General features: G+C 40.9%; 14 protein-coding genes and 4 pseudogenes. 5 read left to right on the top strand and 13 right to left on the bottom strand.

The genetic code is table 11. From position 1 onward, the window contains the following. Nucleotides 1-11: 11 nt before the first annotated feature. The 5 genes and pseudogenes from JCM10991_RS03460 to nhaC all read right to left on the bottom strand — a co-directional run bounded on the left by JCM10991_RS03460 (nt 12) and on the right by nhaC (nt 6,022). Nucleotides 12-1,391: a class II fumarate hydratase gene (locus tag JCM10991_RS03460; protein WP_025020567.1), complete on the bottom strand. Its 1,380-nt coding sequence runs from the start codon at nt 1,389-1,391 to the stop codon at nt 12-14. Nucleotides 1,392-1,799: 408 nt separating this feature from the next. Further along, complete coding sequence (gene pepT / locus JCM10991_RS03455) at nt 1,800-3,041, bottom strand: peptidase T (RefSeq protein ID WP_025020566.1); 1,242 nt, start codon at nt 3,039-3,041, stop codon at nt 1,800-1,802. A 14-nt stretch (nt 3,042-3,055) separates the two neighbouring features. Continuing rightward, nucleotides 3,056-3,861, bottom strand: a pseudogene (locus JCM10991_RS12500) (Nif3-like dinuclear metal center hexameric protein). Further along, nucleotides 3,854-4,555, bottom strand: coding sequence for a tRNA (adenine(22)-N(1))-methyltransferase (locus JCM10991_RS03445; protein ID WP_025020565.1), 702 nt, complete (start codon nt 4,553-4,555; stop codon nt 3,854-3,856). The pseudogene JCM10991_RS12500 and the gene JCM10991_RS03445 overlap by 8 nt, the downstream one beginning before the upstream one ends. Nucleotides 4,556-4,648: 93 nt before the next feature. Continuing rightward, nucleotides 4,649-6,022, bottom strand: coding sequence for a Na+/H+ antiporter NhaC (gene nhaC, locus JCM10991_RS03440; protein WP_025020564.1), 1,374 nt, complete (start codon nt 6,020-6,022; stop codon nt 4,649-4,651). A gap of 514 nt (nt 6,023-6,536) precedes the next feature. On the opposite strand from nhaC, the pseudogene JCM10991_RS12495 reads away from it, so the two are divergent. After that, a pseudogene (locus JCM10991_RS12495) lies at nt 6,537-7,504 on the top strand (LCP family glycopolymer transferase). A 285-nt stretch (nt 7,505-7,789) separates the two neighbouring features. Here JCM10991_RS12495 and rpsU read toward each other — a convergent pair. After that, a complete protein-coding gene (gene rpsU, locus JCM10991_RS03425) occupies nt 7,790-7,975 on the bottom strand; it encodes a 30S ribosomal protein S21 (RefSeq protein WP_003694124.1) in 186 nt (61 codons plus the stop codon). Between the two features lie 235 nt (nt 7,976-8,210). On the opposite strand from rpsU, the gene JCM10991_RS03420 reads away from it, so the two are divergent. Further along, entirely contained in the window at nt 8,211-9,047 is an 837-nt protein-coding gene (locus JCM10991_RS03420) for a pyruvate, water dikinase regulatory protein (protein ID WP_023860599.1), read from the top strand. Nucleotides 9,048-9,146: 99 nt separating this feature from the next. After that, nucleotides 9,147-9,653 (top strand): hypothetical protein, encoded by a 507-nt coding sequence (locus JCM10991_RS03415; RefSeq protein WP_023860598.1) that lies wholly within the window; start codon nt 9,147-9,149, stop codon nt 9,651-9,653. Nucleotides 9,654-9,886: 233 nt separating this feature from the next. Here JCM10991_RS03415 and JCM10991_RS16065 read toward each other — a convergent pair whose 3' ends face one another. The 6 genes and pseudogenes from JCM10991_RS16065 to JCM10991_RS03390 form a co-directional block, all read right to left on the bottom strand. After that, nucleotides 9,887-10,135 carry a YitT family protein gene (locus JCM10991_RS16065; RefSeq protein ID WP_263640284.1) on the bottom strand — a complete coding sequence of 83 codons (249 nt, stop codon included), beginning with the start codon at nt 10,133-10,135 and terminating at the stop codon, nt 9,887-9,889. Nucleotides 10,136-10,156: 21 nt separating this feature from the next. Then, nucleotides 10,157-10,668 (bottom strand): annotated as a pseudogene (locus JCM10991_RS16060) (YitT family protein); the annotation flags it as partial. 94 nt (nt 10,669-10,762) lie between these two features. Beyond that, a complete protein-coding gene (gene msrA, locus JCM10991_RS03405) occupies nt 10,763-11,278 on the bottom strand; it encodes a peptide-methionine (S)-S-oxide reductase MsrA (RefSeq protein ID WP_025020563.1) in 516 nt (171 codons plus the stop codon). Between the two features lie 114 nt (nt 11,279-11,392). After that, nucleotides 11,393-13,158: pseudogene (gene aspS / locus JCM10991_RS12485) on the bottom strand (aspartate--tRNA ligase). A gap of 2 nt (nt 13,159-13,160) precedes the next feature. Then, on the bottom strand, nt 13,161-14,453 hold the full coding sequence (hisS, locus tag JCM10991_RS03395; RefSeq protein WP_025020562.1) for a histidine--tRNA ligase: 1,293 nt from the start codon (nt 14,451-14,453) through the stop codon (nt 13,161-13,163). 294 nt (nt 14,454-14,747) lie between these two features. Then, entirely contained in the window at nt 14,748-16,379 is a 1,632-nt protein-coding gene (locus JCM10991_RS03390) for a glycerophosphodiester phosphodiesterase (RefSeq protein ID WP_225349914.1), read from the bottom strand. Nucleotides 16,380-16,509: 130 nt separating this feature from the next. On the opposite strand from JCM10991_RS03390, the gene JCM10991_RS12480 reads away from it, so the two are divergent. Next, a complete protein-coding gene (locus tag JCM10991_RS12480; protein WP_023860592.1) occupies nt 16,510-17,424 on the top strand; it encodes an N-acetylmuramoyl-L-alanine amidase family protein in 915 nt (304 codons plus the stop codon). Further along, nucleotides 17,425-17,910: a hypothetical protein gene (locus JCM10991_RS03380; protein WP_023860591.1), complete on the top strand. Its 486-nt coding sequence runs from the start codon at nt 17,425-17,427 to the stop codon at nt 17,908-17,910. It begins immediately after the preceding gene. Between the two features lie 45 nt (nt 17,911-17,955). On the opposite strand, the gene JCM10991_RS03375 is transcribed toward JCM10991_RS03380, so the two are convergent. Further along, entirely contained in the window at nt 17,956-18,579 is a 624-nt protein-coding gene (locus tag JCM10991_RS03375; protein ID WP_025020560.1) for an HAD-IA family hydrolase, read from the bottom strand. Nucleotides 18,580-18,653: the final 74 nt, after the last annotated feature.

Here is an 18,653-nt window from a genome sequence, read left to right as displayed (position 1 = left end):
TTCCTACCTCGCTAATCGACGTTGGTCATCTTTAAGGGATTCACCCATTCGTCATATTGTTCTGCAGTTACCTTACCAGATTCCAAGGCGGCTTGCCGTAAAGTAACCCCATTTCTTTCGGCGGTTTGCGCAATCACCGCACTGTCGTGGTAACCGATATGTGGTGATAAAGCCGTCACAGTCATCAAAGAATTTTCAACCAATTCTTCCATGCGTTTTTCATTGACTTCTAAGCCTTTAACTAAGTGTTCCGTAAAACCATCAATCGTACCAGCTAATAAATCTGCCGACTCTAGGAAGGCATCAATCAAAACAGGTTTAAAGACGTTCATTTCAAAGTTACCTTGTGAAGCAGACATCGTTACTACTACATCATTCCCCATAACACGCACAGCAGCCATAGTTACAGCTTCACATTGAGTTGGGTTAACTTTTCCTGGCATGATAGATGAGCCTGGTTCGTTAGCAGGAATCTTCAATTCACCATACCCAGCTCGTGGACCAGAAGCCAAAAAACGAATATCATTAGCAATCTTCATCATATCACTAGCCAAAGACTTGAAAGCCCCGTGCACAACATTTAGGCCGGAGTGGGCTGCTAATCCATAAAATTTATTAGAAGTAGCCGTAAAGTCCGTATGATAGATATCAGACATCTTCTTTGCAATTATATCGGCAAAACCAGGTACAGCATTCAAACCAGTTCCCACTGCAGTTCCCCCAATAGCTAATTCATTTAGAGTTGGAGCTAATTGCCTGAGGTATTCTAAATCATGTTCCAACATAGAAACCCAGCCAGAAATTTCTTGCCCGAAAGTCAATGGGGTTGCATCTTGTAAGTGCGTCCGCCCAATTTTCACAGTGTACCAGTACTTTGCTTGCTTTTCTTCCAATGCAGCAATTAGAGTTTGCACCGATTCTTCTAAGTTCTTTACGGCTTCAATTGCCACAATATTCATGGCTGTTGGGTAGATGTCATTTGAACTTTGGCCTCGATTAACATCGTCGTTTGGTAAAATTTCCACACTGTCATCCAACTTGGCAGCCACATGAGCAATAACTTCGTTGGTATTCATGTTTGTCTGGGTTCCAGAACCTGTTTGATAAATTTTCAAGGGAAAGGCTTTTTGTAATTCTTCATCGCCTAAATTTAACAATTCATTACAAGCTTTAACAATTAAAGTACTCTTTTCAGCAGTTAAATTATCCAAAGTAAAATTAGCTTGCGCGGCTGCCTTTTTTAATTGAATTAAAGCCCGAATTAAATTCAAGGGCATAAGTTTCCCGGTTGGAAAATTGTGCCGACTCCTTTCAGTTTGTGGTCCCCATAAAGCATCAGCGGGAATTTTTACGTCACCTAAGGTATCTGACTCAACACGGTATTCCACCATCTTGAATTCCTCCAATTTCTACTTGTTTTTTATTTCACAATTCCAATATAGCATGTACCTTTAACATAGTCAAAAATCCTCAAACTTAACACTATTTGTGCCATATATTCATTATGAATATGCAACGACAAAAAGACCCTCGATAGGGGAAAATCAAGGGTCAAATAAAGATGTAACTAACCCATTTTAAGGGGAATTGGGTTAAGTTAGATTTATGTTAATTAGCAATCAGCTTTTTCAAGGGGAAATCTTGGGGTTGCTGATAACATTAGTATACAAAATTTCAAATCTTTTATTGCCATCTAACCATTAGCGTCCTTTTATTTACCCTGACCGTCAAATTTTGGCAAAAACAGTAAAAGCCGACGTGCTAGGCTCTTTTTCTAGCATGTCAGCTTTACTTTATACCTAAGCTTTTTCAGCAGCAACTAAACGAATAATTTCTAAAATGGTATCTGTAGCTTGGGCCATTACCGTAGTTGATACGTATTCGTAACGACCGTGCATATTTTCACCACCGGCAAAGAAGTTAGGTGTTGGTAAACCTAAGAATGAAATCTTAGAGCCATCAGTCCCCCCACGAACCGGTTCAATAATTGGCTTAATATCTAAGTTTTCCATCGCTTTTTTGGCTACTTCTACCACTGACATGTCTTTTTCTAAGATTTCACGCATGTTGTAGTATTGATCATACATTTCGTAAGAGACCACCCCACGGCCAGCTTTTTCGTTCATAAAGGACACAATATCTTCAACTAATTTCTTACGTGCTTCGAAAATTTGGCGATCGTGATCGCGAATAATGTAAACCGCTTTAGCTTCCTCAACAGTTCCTTCAATTTTAAGCAAGTGATAGAAACCTTGACGACCATCGGTTTTTTCAGGTACGTCATTAGCTGGTAATTGGTTTTGGAAATCAACCGCTAATTGTAAGGCATTAATCATCAAGCCCTTAGCTGAACCGGGGTGCACATTTTTACCATGGAAGGTTAATTCCAATTGGGCCGCGTTAAAAGTTTCATATTCCAACTCACCTAGAGGGCCAGCATCCACAGTGTAGGCAAAATCTGCACCAAATTCTTTGACATGGAAGTTATCCGCCCCAGTCCCTATTTCTTCATCCGGTCCAAAAGCAACTTTCACAGGACCATGTTTAATTTCTGGATGTTGAATCAAGTATTCCATCGCAGTAATAATCTCAGCATCGCCAGCCTTATCATCGGCCCCTAATAAGGTCAACCCATCTGTCGTAATTAAGGTGTGGCCTTGGTATTTTTTTAAACTTGGAAATTCAGCCGGGTCTAAAACAAATTTACCCTCAGCATCTAAATTAATCACTGACTGACCATCATAGTTTTCCACGATTTGCGGATTGACATTTTCAGCGTTGAAATCCGCAGTGTCAAAGTGAGAGATGAAACCTACAGTCCGAACGTCATAATCCAAATTACTTGGCAAAGTCGCAAAAACATAGCCATCATCCATGATTTGCACATCTTGCAAACCAATTTCTTCAAGCTCTTGGGCTAAATTTTTAGCAAATTCCACTAAACTAGGGGTGGAAGGAACCGTCTTAGAAGCTTCATCTGAGCGGGTATTAACTTTGACATACTTTAAAAAACGGGGAATTAAATTTTCATACTTTTCCATCAAAAGTGCACCTCTTATCTAAAAGTAAATGGGTCGGTATTAATTTGATTGGTGACAATTTTTAACTGCCAGCCAGCTTTTTGCGCTTGGTTCGTCAAGCCTTCACTTAGTTTCACTTCACAAATCGCTTCGATATGGTGACCCAAATCAAAACCATGTAAGCCACTCGCTAAGATATCATGGCCGGTATGATAAGAAATATCTCCAGTCACATAGGCATCCGCTCCTTGCTTTAGGGCTTCAGAATAGAACTTGCCCCCTGAACCACCTAATACCGCAACCTTTTTAATTGTAGCATTTAAATCCTTGGAGATTAAGCGTAATCCAGATAAATGAAAAGTTTTTTTACAATAATTACTAAATTCTGCAACTGTCATGGCTTGGGGCAAGTCACCTACCGTCCCATAGCATAAGTTCCCACAGGGCCTTTTTGAGCTGGCAATAATCCACTAGTCGCACTTAAATTCAAAGCTTGGGCCAGCCAGTCATTCATCCCGTCAGGTGCGTTATCTAAGTTGGTATGCGCGGCATAAACCACTAAATCATGCTTAATAATCTCTGCATACATACGATTTTGGGGATTACGCATGTCAAACTTGCGGACCGGCACAAACATGGCCGGATGATGAGCTAAAATCATGTCGGCCCCCGCCTCTATAGCAGCAGATACGGTTTCAGGACGGACATCCAAAGTCACATAAACAGTTTGGACCTCTTGGTTAACATCCCCTAGTTGCAAACCTATCGGATCTCCTTGTTCGGCAATCGTAGGCGGAGCAATTTCGTCCATCCAGGCTATAATTTCACTTGCTTTAACCATATAACATCGCCTCGATTTCTTCAATTTCACTTGTTAAAGCGGCCATCTTTATCGTAGGTACTTCCTTAGCCTTTTGTAATTGAGCTTGCACCTTTTGTAATTTAGTAATTTTGGCTTGCCACTTAGCAACAAAGGCCGAATTCTTTTCGGTCATTAGGTACGGACCATACTTAAGTTCCTGAGCAGTTAACACCATTTGTGGACCAGATTGGTAGTTGGCCACCAAAATTTCATATGTGTGCTTATCTTCAGACAAAATCACTTCGTTTTCTAAATGATAATTATTTTGACATAACCACTGGCGGACACTACTTTCACCGACATTTGGTTGCAAAATCAAACGGGGGTGCCGAGCCAGCTTACTTGGATCTCGACTCAAAATATCAACAATTAATGGTCCACCCATACCACAGATCGTAATCGTGTCGATTTCATCAGCTTCCGTAATTGCAGCCAAACCATCGGCCAAACGTGCTACTACCTGATTTTCTAAACCTTCCTTACGAATCACGTGCTGAGCATTTTCATAAGGTCCTTTAACAACTTCACCGGCTACCGCATAGCTAAGCTTACCGTTTAAGGCTAAATAAGCTGGCAAGTAAGCGTGATCGGAGCCAATATCAGCTAACCGTGCCCCCTCCTCAACAAAACTAGCTACCGTTAAGAGGCGTTGTGATAAATTATGTGCATCCACTTATTTTCATCCTTTCACAATTTTCCTTATTCTTCTTAATTGTACCAAATTCTAACTAGACAAAAAAGGAGTATCCGCAGATACTCCTAAGGTTTAAGCCATTACCTCACGTCGCTTTAAACCAATCCCTGTCACCCCGGAAAGGATGGAGAAAATTGGTGAGGACCAAGCAAAAATCGTAAATGGCAAGAAAGCTATAACTGAAACCCCTAAGGCTGAAGCTGCAAAGGAAGCGGCCACGCCCCAAGGAACCAAGTAGTTAATCACTGAACCTCCGTCTTCCAGAACCCGAGATTGAGCTAAAGGATCTAAGTTCAACTTCTTAAAGGCCGGCTTAAAAGCATTCCCTGGTAAAATAACAGATAAGTATTGTTCCCCAACAAAGAGGTTTACCCCAATACCGGCAAAAATTGCAGTCGTAATCAGACTTCCTGGCTTAGTAAGGCGGTCAACCAAGGGCTTCATCGCCGTTTCAATCACACCAACTCGCATCAAAATTCCCCCGAGAGCCAAAGTCATGATAATTAAAGACACCGTTCCCATCATACTATCAATGCCCCCACGTGATAATAGAGCATCAACTGTCTTGTCGCCGGTTTTAGAAACGAAACCGGATTGAATTAAGCCCACTAGTTGCGCAATATTTAATTTAGGACTTTGGATGAAAGCCATCACGATTGACACAATAATGTTCAAAAATAAAGTTGGAATGGCCGGAATCTTACGCCAAGAACAAAGAAACATTAAAAGTACAGGAAGAGCCGCCCACCAAGAAACCGAGAAATTATTTTCCAAAATGGATATTGTGTGATTAATCTTGGTTAAACTGGCCGTTGCATGTGACATACCTAAGATGGCAAAAACCACTAGGGATAAAATAAAAGCCGGAATTGTTGTCCACATCATATTTTTAATATGGGCAAATAAATCAGAACCCGCAACAGCTGAGGCCAAGTTAGTCGAATCGGATAAAGGTGATGTCTTATCCCCGAAAATAGCCCCTGAGACTATCGCACCAGCAACTAAAGCTGGGTTGATACCTAAGGTAAGGCCCATCCCAAAAAGAGCAATTCCAACTGTCGAAATCGTGGTAAAACCACTCCCGATGGCAACTCCGACTAAAGCACAAACCACGAATACGGAAGGCACAAAGAATTGGACACTAACCAATTTAAAACCTAGAACCATTAAAGAAGGGATAATCCCCGCTTGAATCCATACAGCAATTAAAGATCCAATTAACATGAATAAAAAGATTGGTACAATAGCGGTACTAATTCCCTCCTTAATTCCTTCATGTAATTCTTCAAAAGAAATCCGTCGTACAGCTGCCCAGGCAAAAATCAGACCAGTTACAAATAAAACTGGTACTTGGGGCGAGAGTCCCAAGCCAATAACGCTGACCCCCAGGACTAAAATCATTACAATTAAAATGCTTAATGCTTCCATAAAATTAATCTTTTTCATAGCAAATCTACCTCATTTCTCTCAAATATCCGAACTTCACTTACTTTGATAGGCCTTCTTCATCACAATCGCTCCTTTAAACGTCAAAAAGCGTCCTGATTAAACACTAATGTGCTCAACCAGGACGCTTCGTGCGTGGTACCACCCAGCTTAGGCATCTGCCTATCTTATAGGAGGATAACGGCTCCCATCAAGACCGCATAAGATTGAACCACGTCTGTATTTGGCGCTTACCCCCTGACCGTTTCGCATCACCCAACGGCTTTCTGACTCCCAAGTTCAACGCTACTTTGACGTCTTATGTAATTTATGGTTTCCATCTTATCATCGATTATGAAAAGTGTCAATTGGTTTTATCATTTTTTTCTAATTTATTTTTGTATTATAGTTTTTTTCATGGTCAAACGATGAAAAAATGTCTTGCTAAGTACTTTCATCAACCTCAACTTGTGCTATACTTAAGCAGTATTAGATCAACTCATTGCTAGAGTTGTTTATGGGAGGAATTATACATATGGCTAATGATCAAGACCAAGTACAACATAAGCATCACGGTCACCATCACAAACATAAAAAGCATAATGCTTGGAAATTGATTTTAGGTGTGATTGTCGCACTTATCGTAATTGTAGGGGCCATCGGCGGAAAGTTCTACTTCGACGCCAAGAAGGCCGTTGATAGCACATATAAAACTGTTAAAACGCAAGACAAACGAGAAGGTAGCGTGAACCTTGAAAAGTCCCAGCCATTCTCTGTTTTACTTTTGGGGGTCGATACCGGTGAATACGGTCGAACCTACCAAGGACGATCAGATACCATGATGGTAGCGGCCATTGCCCCCAAGAAATCAACCTTAGTTCTATCCCTCGGGATACCAAAGTTGCCATTGCCAATCATGGTTCGGATAACAAAATTAATGCTGCCTATGCTTACGGTGACGTGGCTGGGGCTATTAACACCTTACAAAACTACCTTGATATTCCTATTGACCACTATGTCGAAATGGATATGAAAGGGATGGAACAATTATCCAAGGCTGTTGGTCCTGTTAAAGTTGATAACGACCTAGATTTCACTAACCTAGGACACCACTTTGACAAAGGGATGGTTACCATCAATAGTGATAACATCCTTGCTTTCACCCGCATGCGTTATGAGGATTCTCGTGGAGACTACGGTCGCCAAATGCGGCAACGAATCGTCCTCATGGCTATGGTGAAAAAGATTGCTTCTTTTGATAGTTTGACTAAATACCAACAAATCTTAAATGCCATCTCATCGAATGTCAAAACTGACTTAACCTTTGATGACATTAAGACAATTGCAGCTAACTACAATGACGGCGCAGCAGATAATATTGAACAGATCCAACTCCAAGGACAAAGCCAAATGATTGATGGCGTCTCCTTTGAAATTGTTCCTAAAAACGAGCAAGTTAAAGTTCAAAAAAACTTAAAGCAAGCCCTAAAAATTAAAGAATAGGTCCTAACCTAACCTTTTGGAGCGAAGAATCCAAAAGGTTTTTTATGTTAGGTATCATAAATATAAAGCAATAAAAAAACCGCCTTAACAGCGGTTTTTCAAAGTATTATATTAAATAATTCTTTCTAGGCATCAAAGCGCCCTTTGACCTATTTTCGAGGTCAGATGAAGAGTCGCTCCAAGAGCGTTAACGTTTCTTGTAAAACGGCCTTTACTTCATCAGCGGCAATCATGTCCTTAGGTAATGCCTCAAAATGAGCCATCACGGTCTGCCTCCTCTAGAAACTAGAAACGGCGCTTGTTCTTACGCTTCCGAGCAGCTTCGGATTTCTTCTTGCGTTTAACACTTGGTTTTTCGTAGAATTCACGCTTCCGGTATTCTTGTAAAGTACCTGTTTTTGAAACGGAACGTTTGAAGCGACGAAGAGCGTCATCAAGAGATTCGTTTTTACGAACGACTGTCTTTGACATGGTTGTTTCCCTCCCTCCGTGCTTTAAAGTAACCGTTAATTCAGTACATAACTTAACAGTTCTTTTCCATTATATCTAAATTGCTCAACAGCGTCAATAATTATTTACAAGTTTTTCAGTATAAAATTATTGCCTAAATGCGAGCTAAATTGCTTTTCTAATTGCGGTAGCGCCTTCATTTTTGTATACTATAGATAGAAAATTTTTACTAAGTTATGTGAAATGAGGTTTCTTTATGTCCACAAACAATATTTACATTATTTCTGACTCCTTAGGGGAAACAGCTAATTCTCTGGCACAAGCTGCGCTGGTACAATTCCCAGAAGATAAATTTGAAATCCAAAAATTCCCCATGGTTAAGTCCAAAGAAATTTTAACCGGAATTTTAAATTCAGCTAAAAACAAAAAAGCTATGGTTATCCATACTTTTGTTGATAGTGATTTTTCTACCGCTATCAACGAATTTTGCCAGGCCGAAAACTTGCCAGTCATCGACGCCATCTCTAATGTGATTAATACTGTTGCTAGCATTACGGGGAAGAAGCCTTTAGGTGAATCAGGGATTAACCACAATACCAACGAATCATACTTCAACCGGATTGAAGCCATTGAATTTGCCGTAACTTACGATGACGGTAAGGATCCCTCAGGCTTCACCAAAGCCGATATCGTTCTCCTAGGAGTTTCCCGGACTTCCAAAACCCCTCTTTCTTTGTACCTAGCTAACTACGGCTACAAGGTGGCTAACTTACCATTGGTACCTAAAACTAAGATTCCAGATGAAATTTTTCAAGTTGACCCCAACCGTGTCTTTGGTTTAACTAATGATGTGGCCGTTTTAAACAATATTCGCCGTCAAAGAATGATTGCCTATGGCTTAAACCCCGATACAGTTTACTCCAATACTGATTCCATTCAAGCTGAATTAGACTTTGCAACTGATTTATACCGCAAGATTGGGTGTTTACAAATCAATGTGGCTAATAAGTCTATCGAAGAAACGGCCATGTTTATTATCGAAAGTTTGACACAACATGGCCTACAAAAGGTTAACCAAAATACGCAAGTTTAAATTTTCTGAAAATCTCCGCTTTTTCGGAGATTTTTTTGTAGACTTTTATCGTAAAAAAAACGATAATTAGGTTAAGACTACTTAGAAAGGAAGAAAAATATGCTCACTGCCGACGAAATCCGTCAACTGCAAAAAGATTTTGAATTGGAAAATTATACGAAAATTCAAGCTACTTTACGCTACCTCATTCATAACCATGAATTATTTGAAGAATATTTTAATCGCCGCTTGGTTCTATCTGTGGAACTAGAAGCCAAACACCACTGTCGTATTAATATTTTTGACTTCTTCAAAAGCTTACCCACGATTAAAGACGATAGCGAAGCTGCCCAAGGATTAGATGTCTTACACGGCATGACCACCAAGAAAATTACCCCTTCTATTGATGTGGCTATCAAAACCTATATGCAAGGAATTAACGCCTCCTTGATTGGCGCAGGCTACAGAACCAAACTATCCGAAGACTTCACTAACTACATTATCTATGTCTCCTGGCGTAACTCAGAGCGACCTACGGTGACAAATTCTGCACCTATGGAAGCTAAAACAACACCACAACCCAACCTAGAAGACACGCAAACCTTTGTGCGTTTTCCAAAGCTTTAAAACACTGTCTTGATGGCAGTGTTTTTTGCTCGTGAATGAACTCGGTACTGAAGTACCGAGCTTCTAGCACTGGCAGTCAGATACTGCATGATACTAAAAGACGTTTAGGCAATGCACAAATTGTTCATTCAATTTTTTAAACCAATAGGCTTGTAAACCCTCTGTTTACAAGCCCTATTCTAGCTTAACTTTTCAACTTAAACCTCTTCAAAATTATGTCATACTTAACATACCTAAATAGAGAAGTCGCGATAATTCCCCAATACTTGAATATTGGGAGAAATACTAACAAAAGCCTTGGAATCTGAAGCAGCTAAAGCCCGACGCATTTCAGGGACTTCATAGCGAGAAATAATCGTAATCAACACACTCTTATCTTTATGGGTATAAGCTCCTTGAGCATGATTTAAAACCGTAATCCCATGATGGATGCTATTTTGTAGGCAATCTACCACACCTTTAGGCTGATCGGTAATAATCATAACTTGTAAAAGTTGTTGGCGGGTAAAAGTCATATCTATCACATGGGCATTGATGAAAATTCCCAAGGCAGAGTAAAAAGCATGCGGCCAACCATAAACCATTCCTGCAGCAATCACAATCAAAAAATTAAACATGAGATTAATTGAACCTATCGATTTACCTGTTTTCTTTCGGATGGTTAACCCTAAGATATCCAGTCCCCCGGTGGAAATTCCATTCCGTAAAGCTAATCCGGTCCCAAAACCATTAACACATCCCCCAAAAATGGCACAAATAATCGGATCGGTGGTCAAACTCAAGGGGTGGAGGATCTTAATCATCAAAGATGAAGAAAAAACGGCAATGATGGTAAAAATTGTAAAGGTCCGCCCAACCGCAACCAGGCCAAAATAAATAGGGGTACATTTAAAATAAATAAGAAGAGCCCGGCAGACAAATGCCATCCTTGTTTTGCCAGTAAGGAAACTAAAAGTTGCGCCAAGCCGGTAATTCCTGATGAATAAACCTTCCCCGGTGTCCAAAAGAAATTCATGGCAACCGAAACTAAAATTCCATAAAAAATTGCGGTGGAAATTTTTGCCATATAGGTATGGCGCCGCCAAATTCGCTGTAGTTCGTCCATTTATTTATTCCTTCCAGTGCTCCTGGCTAAATTGGCGACGTAATTTAGTTTCATCTTCAAATTGATCGGGATTTTTCTTAAAATAATCCTGGTGATATTCTTCGGCAACATAAAACGGCTGCACATCTTCAATTTGTGTGACAATCGGATCGCTAAACTCCCCACTTTGAGCCAGAGCCTCCTTGGACTTCGTAGCAACTTCTCTTTGATGAGCGTCTTTTACAAAGATGACCGGACGATAGTTATCCCCGCGGTCTTGGAACTGGCCCATGGCATCTGTTGGGTCAGTTTGGCGCCAGTAGATTTCCACTAATTCCTCATACGAAATCACTTCCGGGTCAAAAGTAATCTTAACCGCTTCTGTATGGCCGGTTTCATGGGCTTTGACTTGTTCATAAGTAGGATTCTCTACAAAGCCCCCTGTATAACCTGAAATAACTGATTTGATTCCCGGCTGTTGGTCAAAAGGTGTTACCATACACCAAAAGCAACCGCCCGCGAAAATGGCTGTTTCTTCCATTTGCAAAACCTCCGTTAAAAGTAATTTTATTTATTATAACAAAAAGTAAACGTTGGCGGTCAAAATTTTTGTAATTTTACTAAAAAGACCCGGTCAAAACCAGGTCTTCCGTTGCTATTCTTCTTTAGGTAATTCCACTTCTAAAGCTAATTCTTCTAATTGCTTAGGCGCCACGAGTGAAGGAGCATTCGTTAAAGGTTCAGAGGCGTGTGAATTCTTAGGGAAGGCAATTACTTCACGGATATTGTCCTTCTTAGCCAAGAGCATAGCGAAACGGTCTAAACCAAGGGCTAAACCACCATGAGGAGGGAAACCTGAATCTAAGGCATCCATAAACCATCCAAATTGCGCTTCAGCATCTTCTTGGCTAAAGCCTAAAGCCTTAAACATCTTTTCTTGGACATCACGTTGGTGAATCCGGATAGATCCCCCCCCCAACTCATAACCATTCAAGACAATATCGTATGATTGAGCGTGAGCCTTGTGAGGATCAGTTTCTAATAAAGCCACATCCTCTTCATTTGGCATTGTAAATGGGTGGTGGGCCGCAATATAGCGATCAAATTCTTCGGAATATTCGAATAATGGCCAGTCAACGACCCAAATAAAGGCAAATTGATCTTGGTCAATCAAGTCTAATTCCTTAGCAATATCAACCCGTAAGTAACCTAAACTATCGGCTACGACCTTGCGACTGTCAGCCACAAATAAAATCAAATCGCCAACTTGAGCTTTGGCGGCTTCAACTACCTTGCACTGGCCTCTTGGTTGAAGAATTTGGCAATTGGACCATTTAAACCTTCTTCCGTCACCTTAACCCAAGCTAAACCTTTAGCACCAAAGCGCTTGATGTAATCCTGTTTAGCTTCGATTTGCTTGCGAGAATACTTGTCAGCCCCACCAGTTACGGTAATAGCCTTAACTTGCCCGCCATTTTCTAAGGCCATATCAAAGACCTTAAAGCCGGCACCTGTTACCGCTTGGCTCATATCTTGTAACTCCATGCCAAAACGAATATCTGGCTTATCAGAGCCGAAACGATTCATGGCTTCATTCCAAGTGATTTCAGGAATTGGCGTAGTTAATTCTACCCCTAAAGTTTCCTTCATCACGTCTTTCAACAGACCTTCTGTCATTTCCCGAATTTCATCAGCGTCCATAAAGGAAGTTTCAATATCGATTTGAGTAAATTCTGGTTGGCGATCTCCCCGTAAATCTTCATCTCGGAAACAACGTGCAATTTGATAGTAACGATCAAAGCCCGCCCCCATCAAAAGTTGTTTGAACAATTGAGGTGATTGTGGCAAGGCGTAAAAGTGGCCAGGATAAACCCGGGAAGGTACTAAGTAATCACGTGCTCCTTCAGGCGTGGACCGCGTCAAGTATGGAGTTTCAATATCGATAAAGTGATGCTTATCGAGGTAGGCATGTACCGTTTGAGTAATGCGGTTACGAATCATTAGGGCTTTTTGCATTTCTGGGCGGCGTAAGTCCAAGTAACGATACTTCAAGCGCAATTCGTCAGAAGCAGTAATGTTGTCATCAATATCAAATGGTGCAGTTTTGGCTTTGTTTAAAATTTTTAAAGCATTGACTTCAACTTCAATAGCCCCTGTCTTTAAATTAGGGTTAGCTGTCTTACGAGCTTTAACCTTACCGATAACTTCCACAACAAATTCTGAACGTAAGCTTTCGGCTAACTTGTGCACATCAGCATCAACCTCAGGATTGAACACCAATTGGACAATTCCTTCGCGATCCCGCAAGTCAACAAAAATTAAGTTTCCTAAATTTCGGCGCTTTTGCACCCAACCTTTTAACACGACTTCTTGGTCGAGATATTGGTCTGTTACCAAACCACAGTATGTTGTTCTTTTCATATTTAAGCTTCCTCTTTTGTAATTTCTGCCAAAATTTGGGTAAATTTAGTCTTCAAATCAGCTAAAGGTACCTCCACTTGATTACCCGTCACCATGTTCTTCACATTGGCCATTTGGCTTTCCAATTCTTTTTTACCTAGAGTAATGGTTACTTTAGCCCCTAACTTGCTAGCGGTTTTGAATTGGGCCTTAGGTTTGCGGTCCAAGTAGTCACGATCAGCGGTAAATCCTTGGGCCCGGATAGCTTGCACTAAGGCAAAACTCGTGGCACTTGTCTCTTGACCAATGCCAACTACATAGGCATCCAAGTCATCATTTAAATCTAGTTCTTGGTCAGCTAAGATTAATAAGAGTCGCTCCACCCCTAAACCAAAACCGATTCCTGGAGTTTCGGGACCACCCAACTGTTCCACGAGACCATTGTACCGTCCACCAGCACATACGGTTGTCCATTTACCACCCAAGGACTTAGCGTCGGACATAATTTCAAAGATGGTATGGTTGTAGTAATCCAACCCCCGCACCATATTAGCATCGACTTCGTAGGCAATACCTAGATCATCTAGTAAGTCCGTCACAGTTTGGAAGTGTTGTTTGGCATCATCAGTTAAGTAATCTAGGATTTGAGGGGCATTGGCCACGATTTCTTGGTCCCCTTCATCTTTAGAGTCTAAAATTCGCAACGGATTTTTAGTCAAACGCTCCTTAGAGTCATCGGATAATTGGTCCGCAAATGGGGTTAAGTAGTCCACCAAAGCTTGGCGGTATGCTGTCCGTGTAGCTTGATCACCCAAAGTATTCAAAGCTAACTTCAAACTGTCCAAACCAAAGGACTTCAACAAGTCGACTGCCATGGCCATAACTTCAACATCTAAAGCAGGATTATCCACCCCAAAGGCTTCCACCCCAATTTGGTGAAATTCCCGTAACCGCCCGGATTGCGGACGTTCATAACGGAACATAGGTCCCATGTAGTAAGTTTTGACCGGTTTTTGGTTTTCAGGTCCGTATAATTTATTTTCAACAAAAGCTCGGACGACACCCGCAGTGCCTTCAGGGCGTAAGGTAATGTGCCGATCACCTTTATCATAGAAATCATACATTTCCTTGGTTACAATATCTGACGTTTCCCCTGAAGTCCGGGAAAAGACTTCAAAAGCTTCGAAAATTGGGGTTCGCACTTCTTCATACCGGTACTTAGCGAAGAGCTGCCGCGCTTTTTCTTCAACATATTGCCATTTTTTAGCTTGTGCGGGTAAAATATCCGCAGTTCCTTTTGGACGTTGGTACTTCAATTTTTTTCCTCCTTTACAACCGAAAAAAAAGCCCCTGTCACCTGACAAGGGCGCAAAATCGCACGGTACCACCTTTACTTTTACTCTGCGTGATAACGTAACGAACGGTATGTTTCCATACACCTCAAAAAGTGTCTTTGGCCAAGCGCCACTTATGAACTTCCAGCCTAGGTCCATTTCTCTAGTCAGTATAACTTGGTTACTCCTCTTTTTTCTCCGGTCTGATTTATATTATTTACCTTACTGATTTTTCCTTGTTTTGTCAAGCTTTGACCACGACTTTTCCGAAAAATTTCACCAAATTGGCCAGCCTAAATAATTTGCTAAATATCTAACAGAAGAATTTTGCCGGCGATAATCTTTTTGGGCTTGGCGTACCCGTTGAACATCATCAGTGACTAAGCCATCAACCCCAAAAGCCAAGAGTTTTTTTACACTAGCGGGGTCACTGACCGTCCAAGCATAAACTTGCTTATCTTGCCAATGCGCCCAGGCCACAAACTCCCGCGTCAGGGTCGCATACTGTACACCGTAGGCATCGGCCAAACCTATTGGATAAATTACATTATAAGGCAAGAGGTAGGCAACTTTGATTTGTGGAGCTTCAGACTTAAGGTCCTTAATTACCCGGTAATCTAAGCTATGCACCATCCAGTGGTTACGTAAAATTAGCGCCTGATAATGTTGGCAAAAATGCGTTAACATTCCCCTTGAGTCATGAGGGGTCGTCTTAATTTCTAACAAAAGTCTTTGTTTTTTCTTTTGGGCCATCGTTAGGTACTGGTCCGCACTAATCAAAGAAGCAGTCTGTCCTTTTTCTCGAACGTGAAGCTTTTCTAATTGCTTCAAAGTTAATTGATAAGGGGCACGTTTGATTCCAGCTAGGCCTTGTAGATTTTCGTCATGCAAGACCACGAATTGACCATCTCGTGTTTCATGTAAATCAGTTTCAACATAGTCAGGTTTGATCTGCGCTGTTCGGATTAAGGCTGGTAAGCTATTTTGAACTCCATTTTGCTGACTCACTCCTCGATGGGAGATAATTTCAGCCCCCCGCTGACCACTATCGGGTACATTAAGCCAACTCTCCCAGCCGATGGCGCCACCAGCTAAGATTAATAACACTGCCACTACAAGACCTTGATACCGACTCTGGATGCTAGTGGTCTGTAACGACTTACTTACTGGAAGTAATTGGCTTATATTTAAAACCATCATGGTTCCTAAAATTAGCTGATTACTGAACTGAATTAAGGTCAGATTCAGCCAGATACTTACTCCGGACCATTGTCCTCCTTGATGGTCGATAAAAAACTGCAATCCTAAAATCCCAGCATCACAAATTCCAACTCCGAAGATTCCCACAAGATTCAACTTGATAATTTGACGCCAGTCGCTTCTTCTAGGAACTTTACTAAGAAGAATATAGAGTAAAAATAAATATAATATTCCTAAAATCAAAACCATACTGCTTTTTTCGACCATTAGGTAATGTAAAAGCATAGACCAGTTTAATTTACCTAACAGAGGCGTGTGATAAACTACGGTTATTCCAGGCCCAAGTACTGCCAAACCAACCATAAAAAACGGTACCGGTGTCCAACCTAATTGCTTTAACTTAATCCACGTCGAACCTAAAACTACCCATAAAGAAGTAATTCCCATTTTTATGGCTACCACACCTACTATCAAATAAATACACTGACCATAAAGGCAAGCTAAAAATATTCCTAGCTCAAATAACAACAACATGACTAAAAAGGGATGTTGGCTAAGAATTGTCAGTGTGCTAGCTAGAGAAATAAAAGGTAACGCAATCTCCTGTAGTAAAAACGTCGTTAAGAGACGAAAAAGTGGCCAAAGTATATAGAAATTAACGAGGTCGACACTGGCCAGTAAACAAAAATAGGCTTTGCCCGATTGCAAGCGTGCTCTTATTCCTGGTTTCAAAACCTCACACCTTTCCTAAAAATTAACAGTTCATAAATTCAGCTTTTATTATAACATGTTGATTTGCTATAATAGACACATACGCTATTATTTGAAGGTGCATAATATGGAAAATAATTTAGGGCCTCGTTCCCGTAAACATCAATCCAAAAAAACGACATTAAAATGGTCAACCCGTCACACTGTACTCCTCGCATTGGTAGCGATAATTTTGACAATTTTTCTTTTTCGTGTCAGTCGCTATTTCAAGCAAGACGTAATTTCCGTCAATCAGGCTTACCTTTATCAAAAAAGCGACCTTGATTCCCAAAAAACTGCCAGCTTACCCCAAGGTAGCCGGATTACTATCTTGTCTTCACGCTACCACTGGTACTACATTAAAACTGATGATGGTCACCTTGGCTGGATTCCCGACTGGTATTTTAGCACTGACAAGCAAATTACCGTAACTAGTCTTAAAAATGCTACCATTGTATTGGACGCCGGGCACGGGGGAAGGGATTCCGGAGCCTTATCAAGCGGTGAAGCTGAAGAAAAAACTTACACTTTAATCTACATCAAGGAATTAGCCCGTAAACTCCAGGCGCGTGGAGCCAAGGTTTATTTGACCCGTAACAAAGACGAATATATCAGTCTGGCAGCTCGACCTCAACTTTCCAACCGAGTCCACGCCGATGCCTTTATCTCAATTCACTTTGACTCTTCGCCCGATGCTAATACGGCTTCCGGGGTGACAACTTACTACTACAGCAAGAAACTTTCTTATTCCTTAGCCTATAATCTTTCTTCCCAATTTTCTTCCCTGGGATTAGATAACAAAGGAATTGATTTTGGGAACTTTCAGGTCTTACGAGATAATCAACGACCAGCTGTCTTACTGGAATTTGGTTACATCAATAGCGATAATGACTTCGCCATGATTAAATCCAGCAAATACAGAAATGCTGCTACCAATGATATTATTAAAGGTTTAAACAACTACTTTACCGCCAAAGCGGATGATGAAAGCGAGACGAAGTAAATGGCCAATAAAAAACGACTCCTTAATCTAAGCCTAATTATACTCGTAATTTTAGGGATAGCCTCCTTAGGACATGTAATTTACTCCAAGAGCCATCCCCAAGTTGATTACCGACCCGTGCCTAAGACTAACTTAGCAAACGTCGTCAAAAAGAGTGACTTAATTATTGTAGCCGAAGTGAAACAATCAAATCTTAAGCAAAAAAACTTTGACAAACTACCAGCAACTTCCTATCAAGTCACAGTTAAACAAGTTCTAAAAGGTACCGCAACTACCGGGCAGAAACTTAATTTATATAAGGCAGGCGCCCAAAAACACCGCACCGGGGGCTACATTCTCTATCAAGGTGATAAAATTCCCCAAGCTCAGCATACCTATCTGTTCGTCTTAGAAAAAAGACAAGGTAAATGGTATGCTGGCACCCCTTCGACCATGCAAGTTGCTACTAAGGCCAAAATCAAGCAAGTCCAAACTTATCTCAAATAAAAAGCAATGTTTACTTTTCACATTTGAAAATAAACATTGCCTTTTTTAATCCAATAAACTTTTAAAAGAGCGAATTCTAAGTTCTGGTTTACTTTGGGGCATAATTAAATCATCGGGATCAAATAGAATTCCTGCCATTCCCGCATTGTGTCCCGCCATCACATCTAAGTCGCGGTCACCAACCATTACGGCTTGATTCTTATCAACACCATACTTTTGACACAAATAGTTAAGAGAGTCAGGTGATGGTTTACGAGCAAAATGTTGTTTGCCCGTCACCCCACCACTAAAAAGCGAACTTAGATTATGTTTTTCCAGAGCCTCTAATGCGCCTTGAGATCGATGAGTTAACAAAAAATTACGTCCGCCCGCCGCCACCACGGCTTGACAAACCTCTTTAACATATTCAAAAGGTTGAAAATCAGCTTGATAAGTAGATTCAATAGACTCATATTCGGCCCGTAATTCTGCCAAATCAATCTCTGGATGTGAAGCTAAATCTACCTGCATGGTGGCTCCTAGAGAATTTTGACGCATTTGGCGGTAAGCTTGAGTCCCGTCGATACTAACACCAAAACTTTGCCAGGCCTTGACATAGGATGCAGTCATGGCTGGATAGGTGTCAAAGAGATTACCATCAAAATCCCAAAAATAATCACGATATTGCATTACATTTTCCTTTACAAAAATTCAAAAAAGGATGATCGACTTCATCCTTTCAGTTTACTTCTTTGGTGATTCAT

Source organism: Ligilactobacillus equi DSM 15833 = JCM 10991 (genome assembly GCF_000615765.1).
Classification (GTDB): domain Bacteria; phylum Bacillota; class Bacilli; order Lactobacillales; family Lactobacillaceae; genus Ligilactobacillus; species Ligilactobacillus equi.
The sequence above is the reverse complement of the archived record's forward strand: the minus strand, read 5'-3'. Positions and strand labels throughout refer to the sequence as shown.

Coding starts and splice junctions, on each gene's coding strand:
- pepT (WP_025020566.1), bottom strand. CDS start 3,041: ATGGAAAAGTATGAAAATTTAATTCCCCGTTTTTTAAAGTATGTCAAA.
- JCM10991_RS03420 (WP_023860599.1), top strand. CDS start 8,211: ATGTCCACAAACAATATTTACATTATTTCTGACTCCTTAGGGGAAACA.
- msrA (WP_025020563.1), bottom strand. CDS start 11,278: ATGGAAGAAACAGCCATTTTCGCGGGCGGTTGCTTTTGGTGTATGGTA.
- JCM10991_RS12480 (WP_023860592.1), top strand. CDS start 16,510: ATGGAAAATAATTTAGGGCCTCGTTCCCGTAAACATCAATCCAAAAAA.
- nhaC (WP_025020564.1), bottom strand. CDS start 6,022: ATGAAAAAGATTAATTTTATGGAAGCATTAAGCATTTTAATTGTAATG.
- JCM10991_RS03375 (WP_025020560.1), bottom strand. CDS start 18,579: ATGCAATATCGTGATTATTTTTGGGATTTTGATGGTAATCTCTTTGAC.
- JCM10991_RS03380 (WP_023860591.1), top strand. CDS start 17,425: ATGGCCAATAAAAAACGACTCCTTAATCTAAGCCTAATTATACTCGTA.
- JCM10991_RS03415 (WP_023860598.1), top strand. CDS start 9,147: ATGCTCACTGCCGACGAAATCCGTCAACTGCAAAAAGATTTTGAATTG.
- JCM10991_RS03460 (WP_025020567.1), bottom strand. CDS start 1,391: ATGGTGGAATACCGTGTTGAGTCAGATACCTTAGGTGACGTAAAAATT.
- rpsU (WP_003694124.1), bottom strand. CDS start 7,975: ATGTCAAAGACAGTCGTTCGTAAAAACGAATCTCTTGATGACGCTCTT.
- JCM10991_RS16065 (WP_263640284.1), bottom strand. CDS start 10,135: ATGATTATTACCGATCAGCCTAAAGGTGTGGTAGATTGCCTACAAAAT.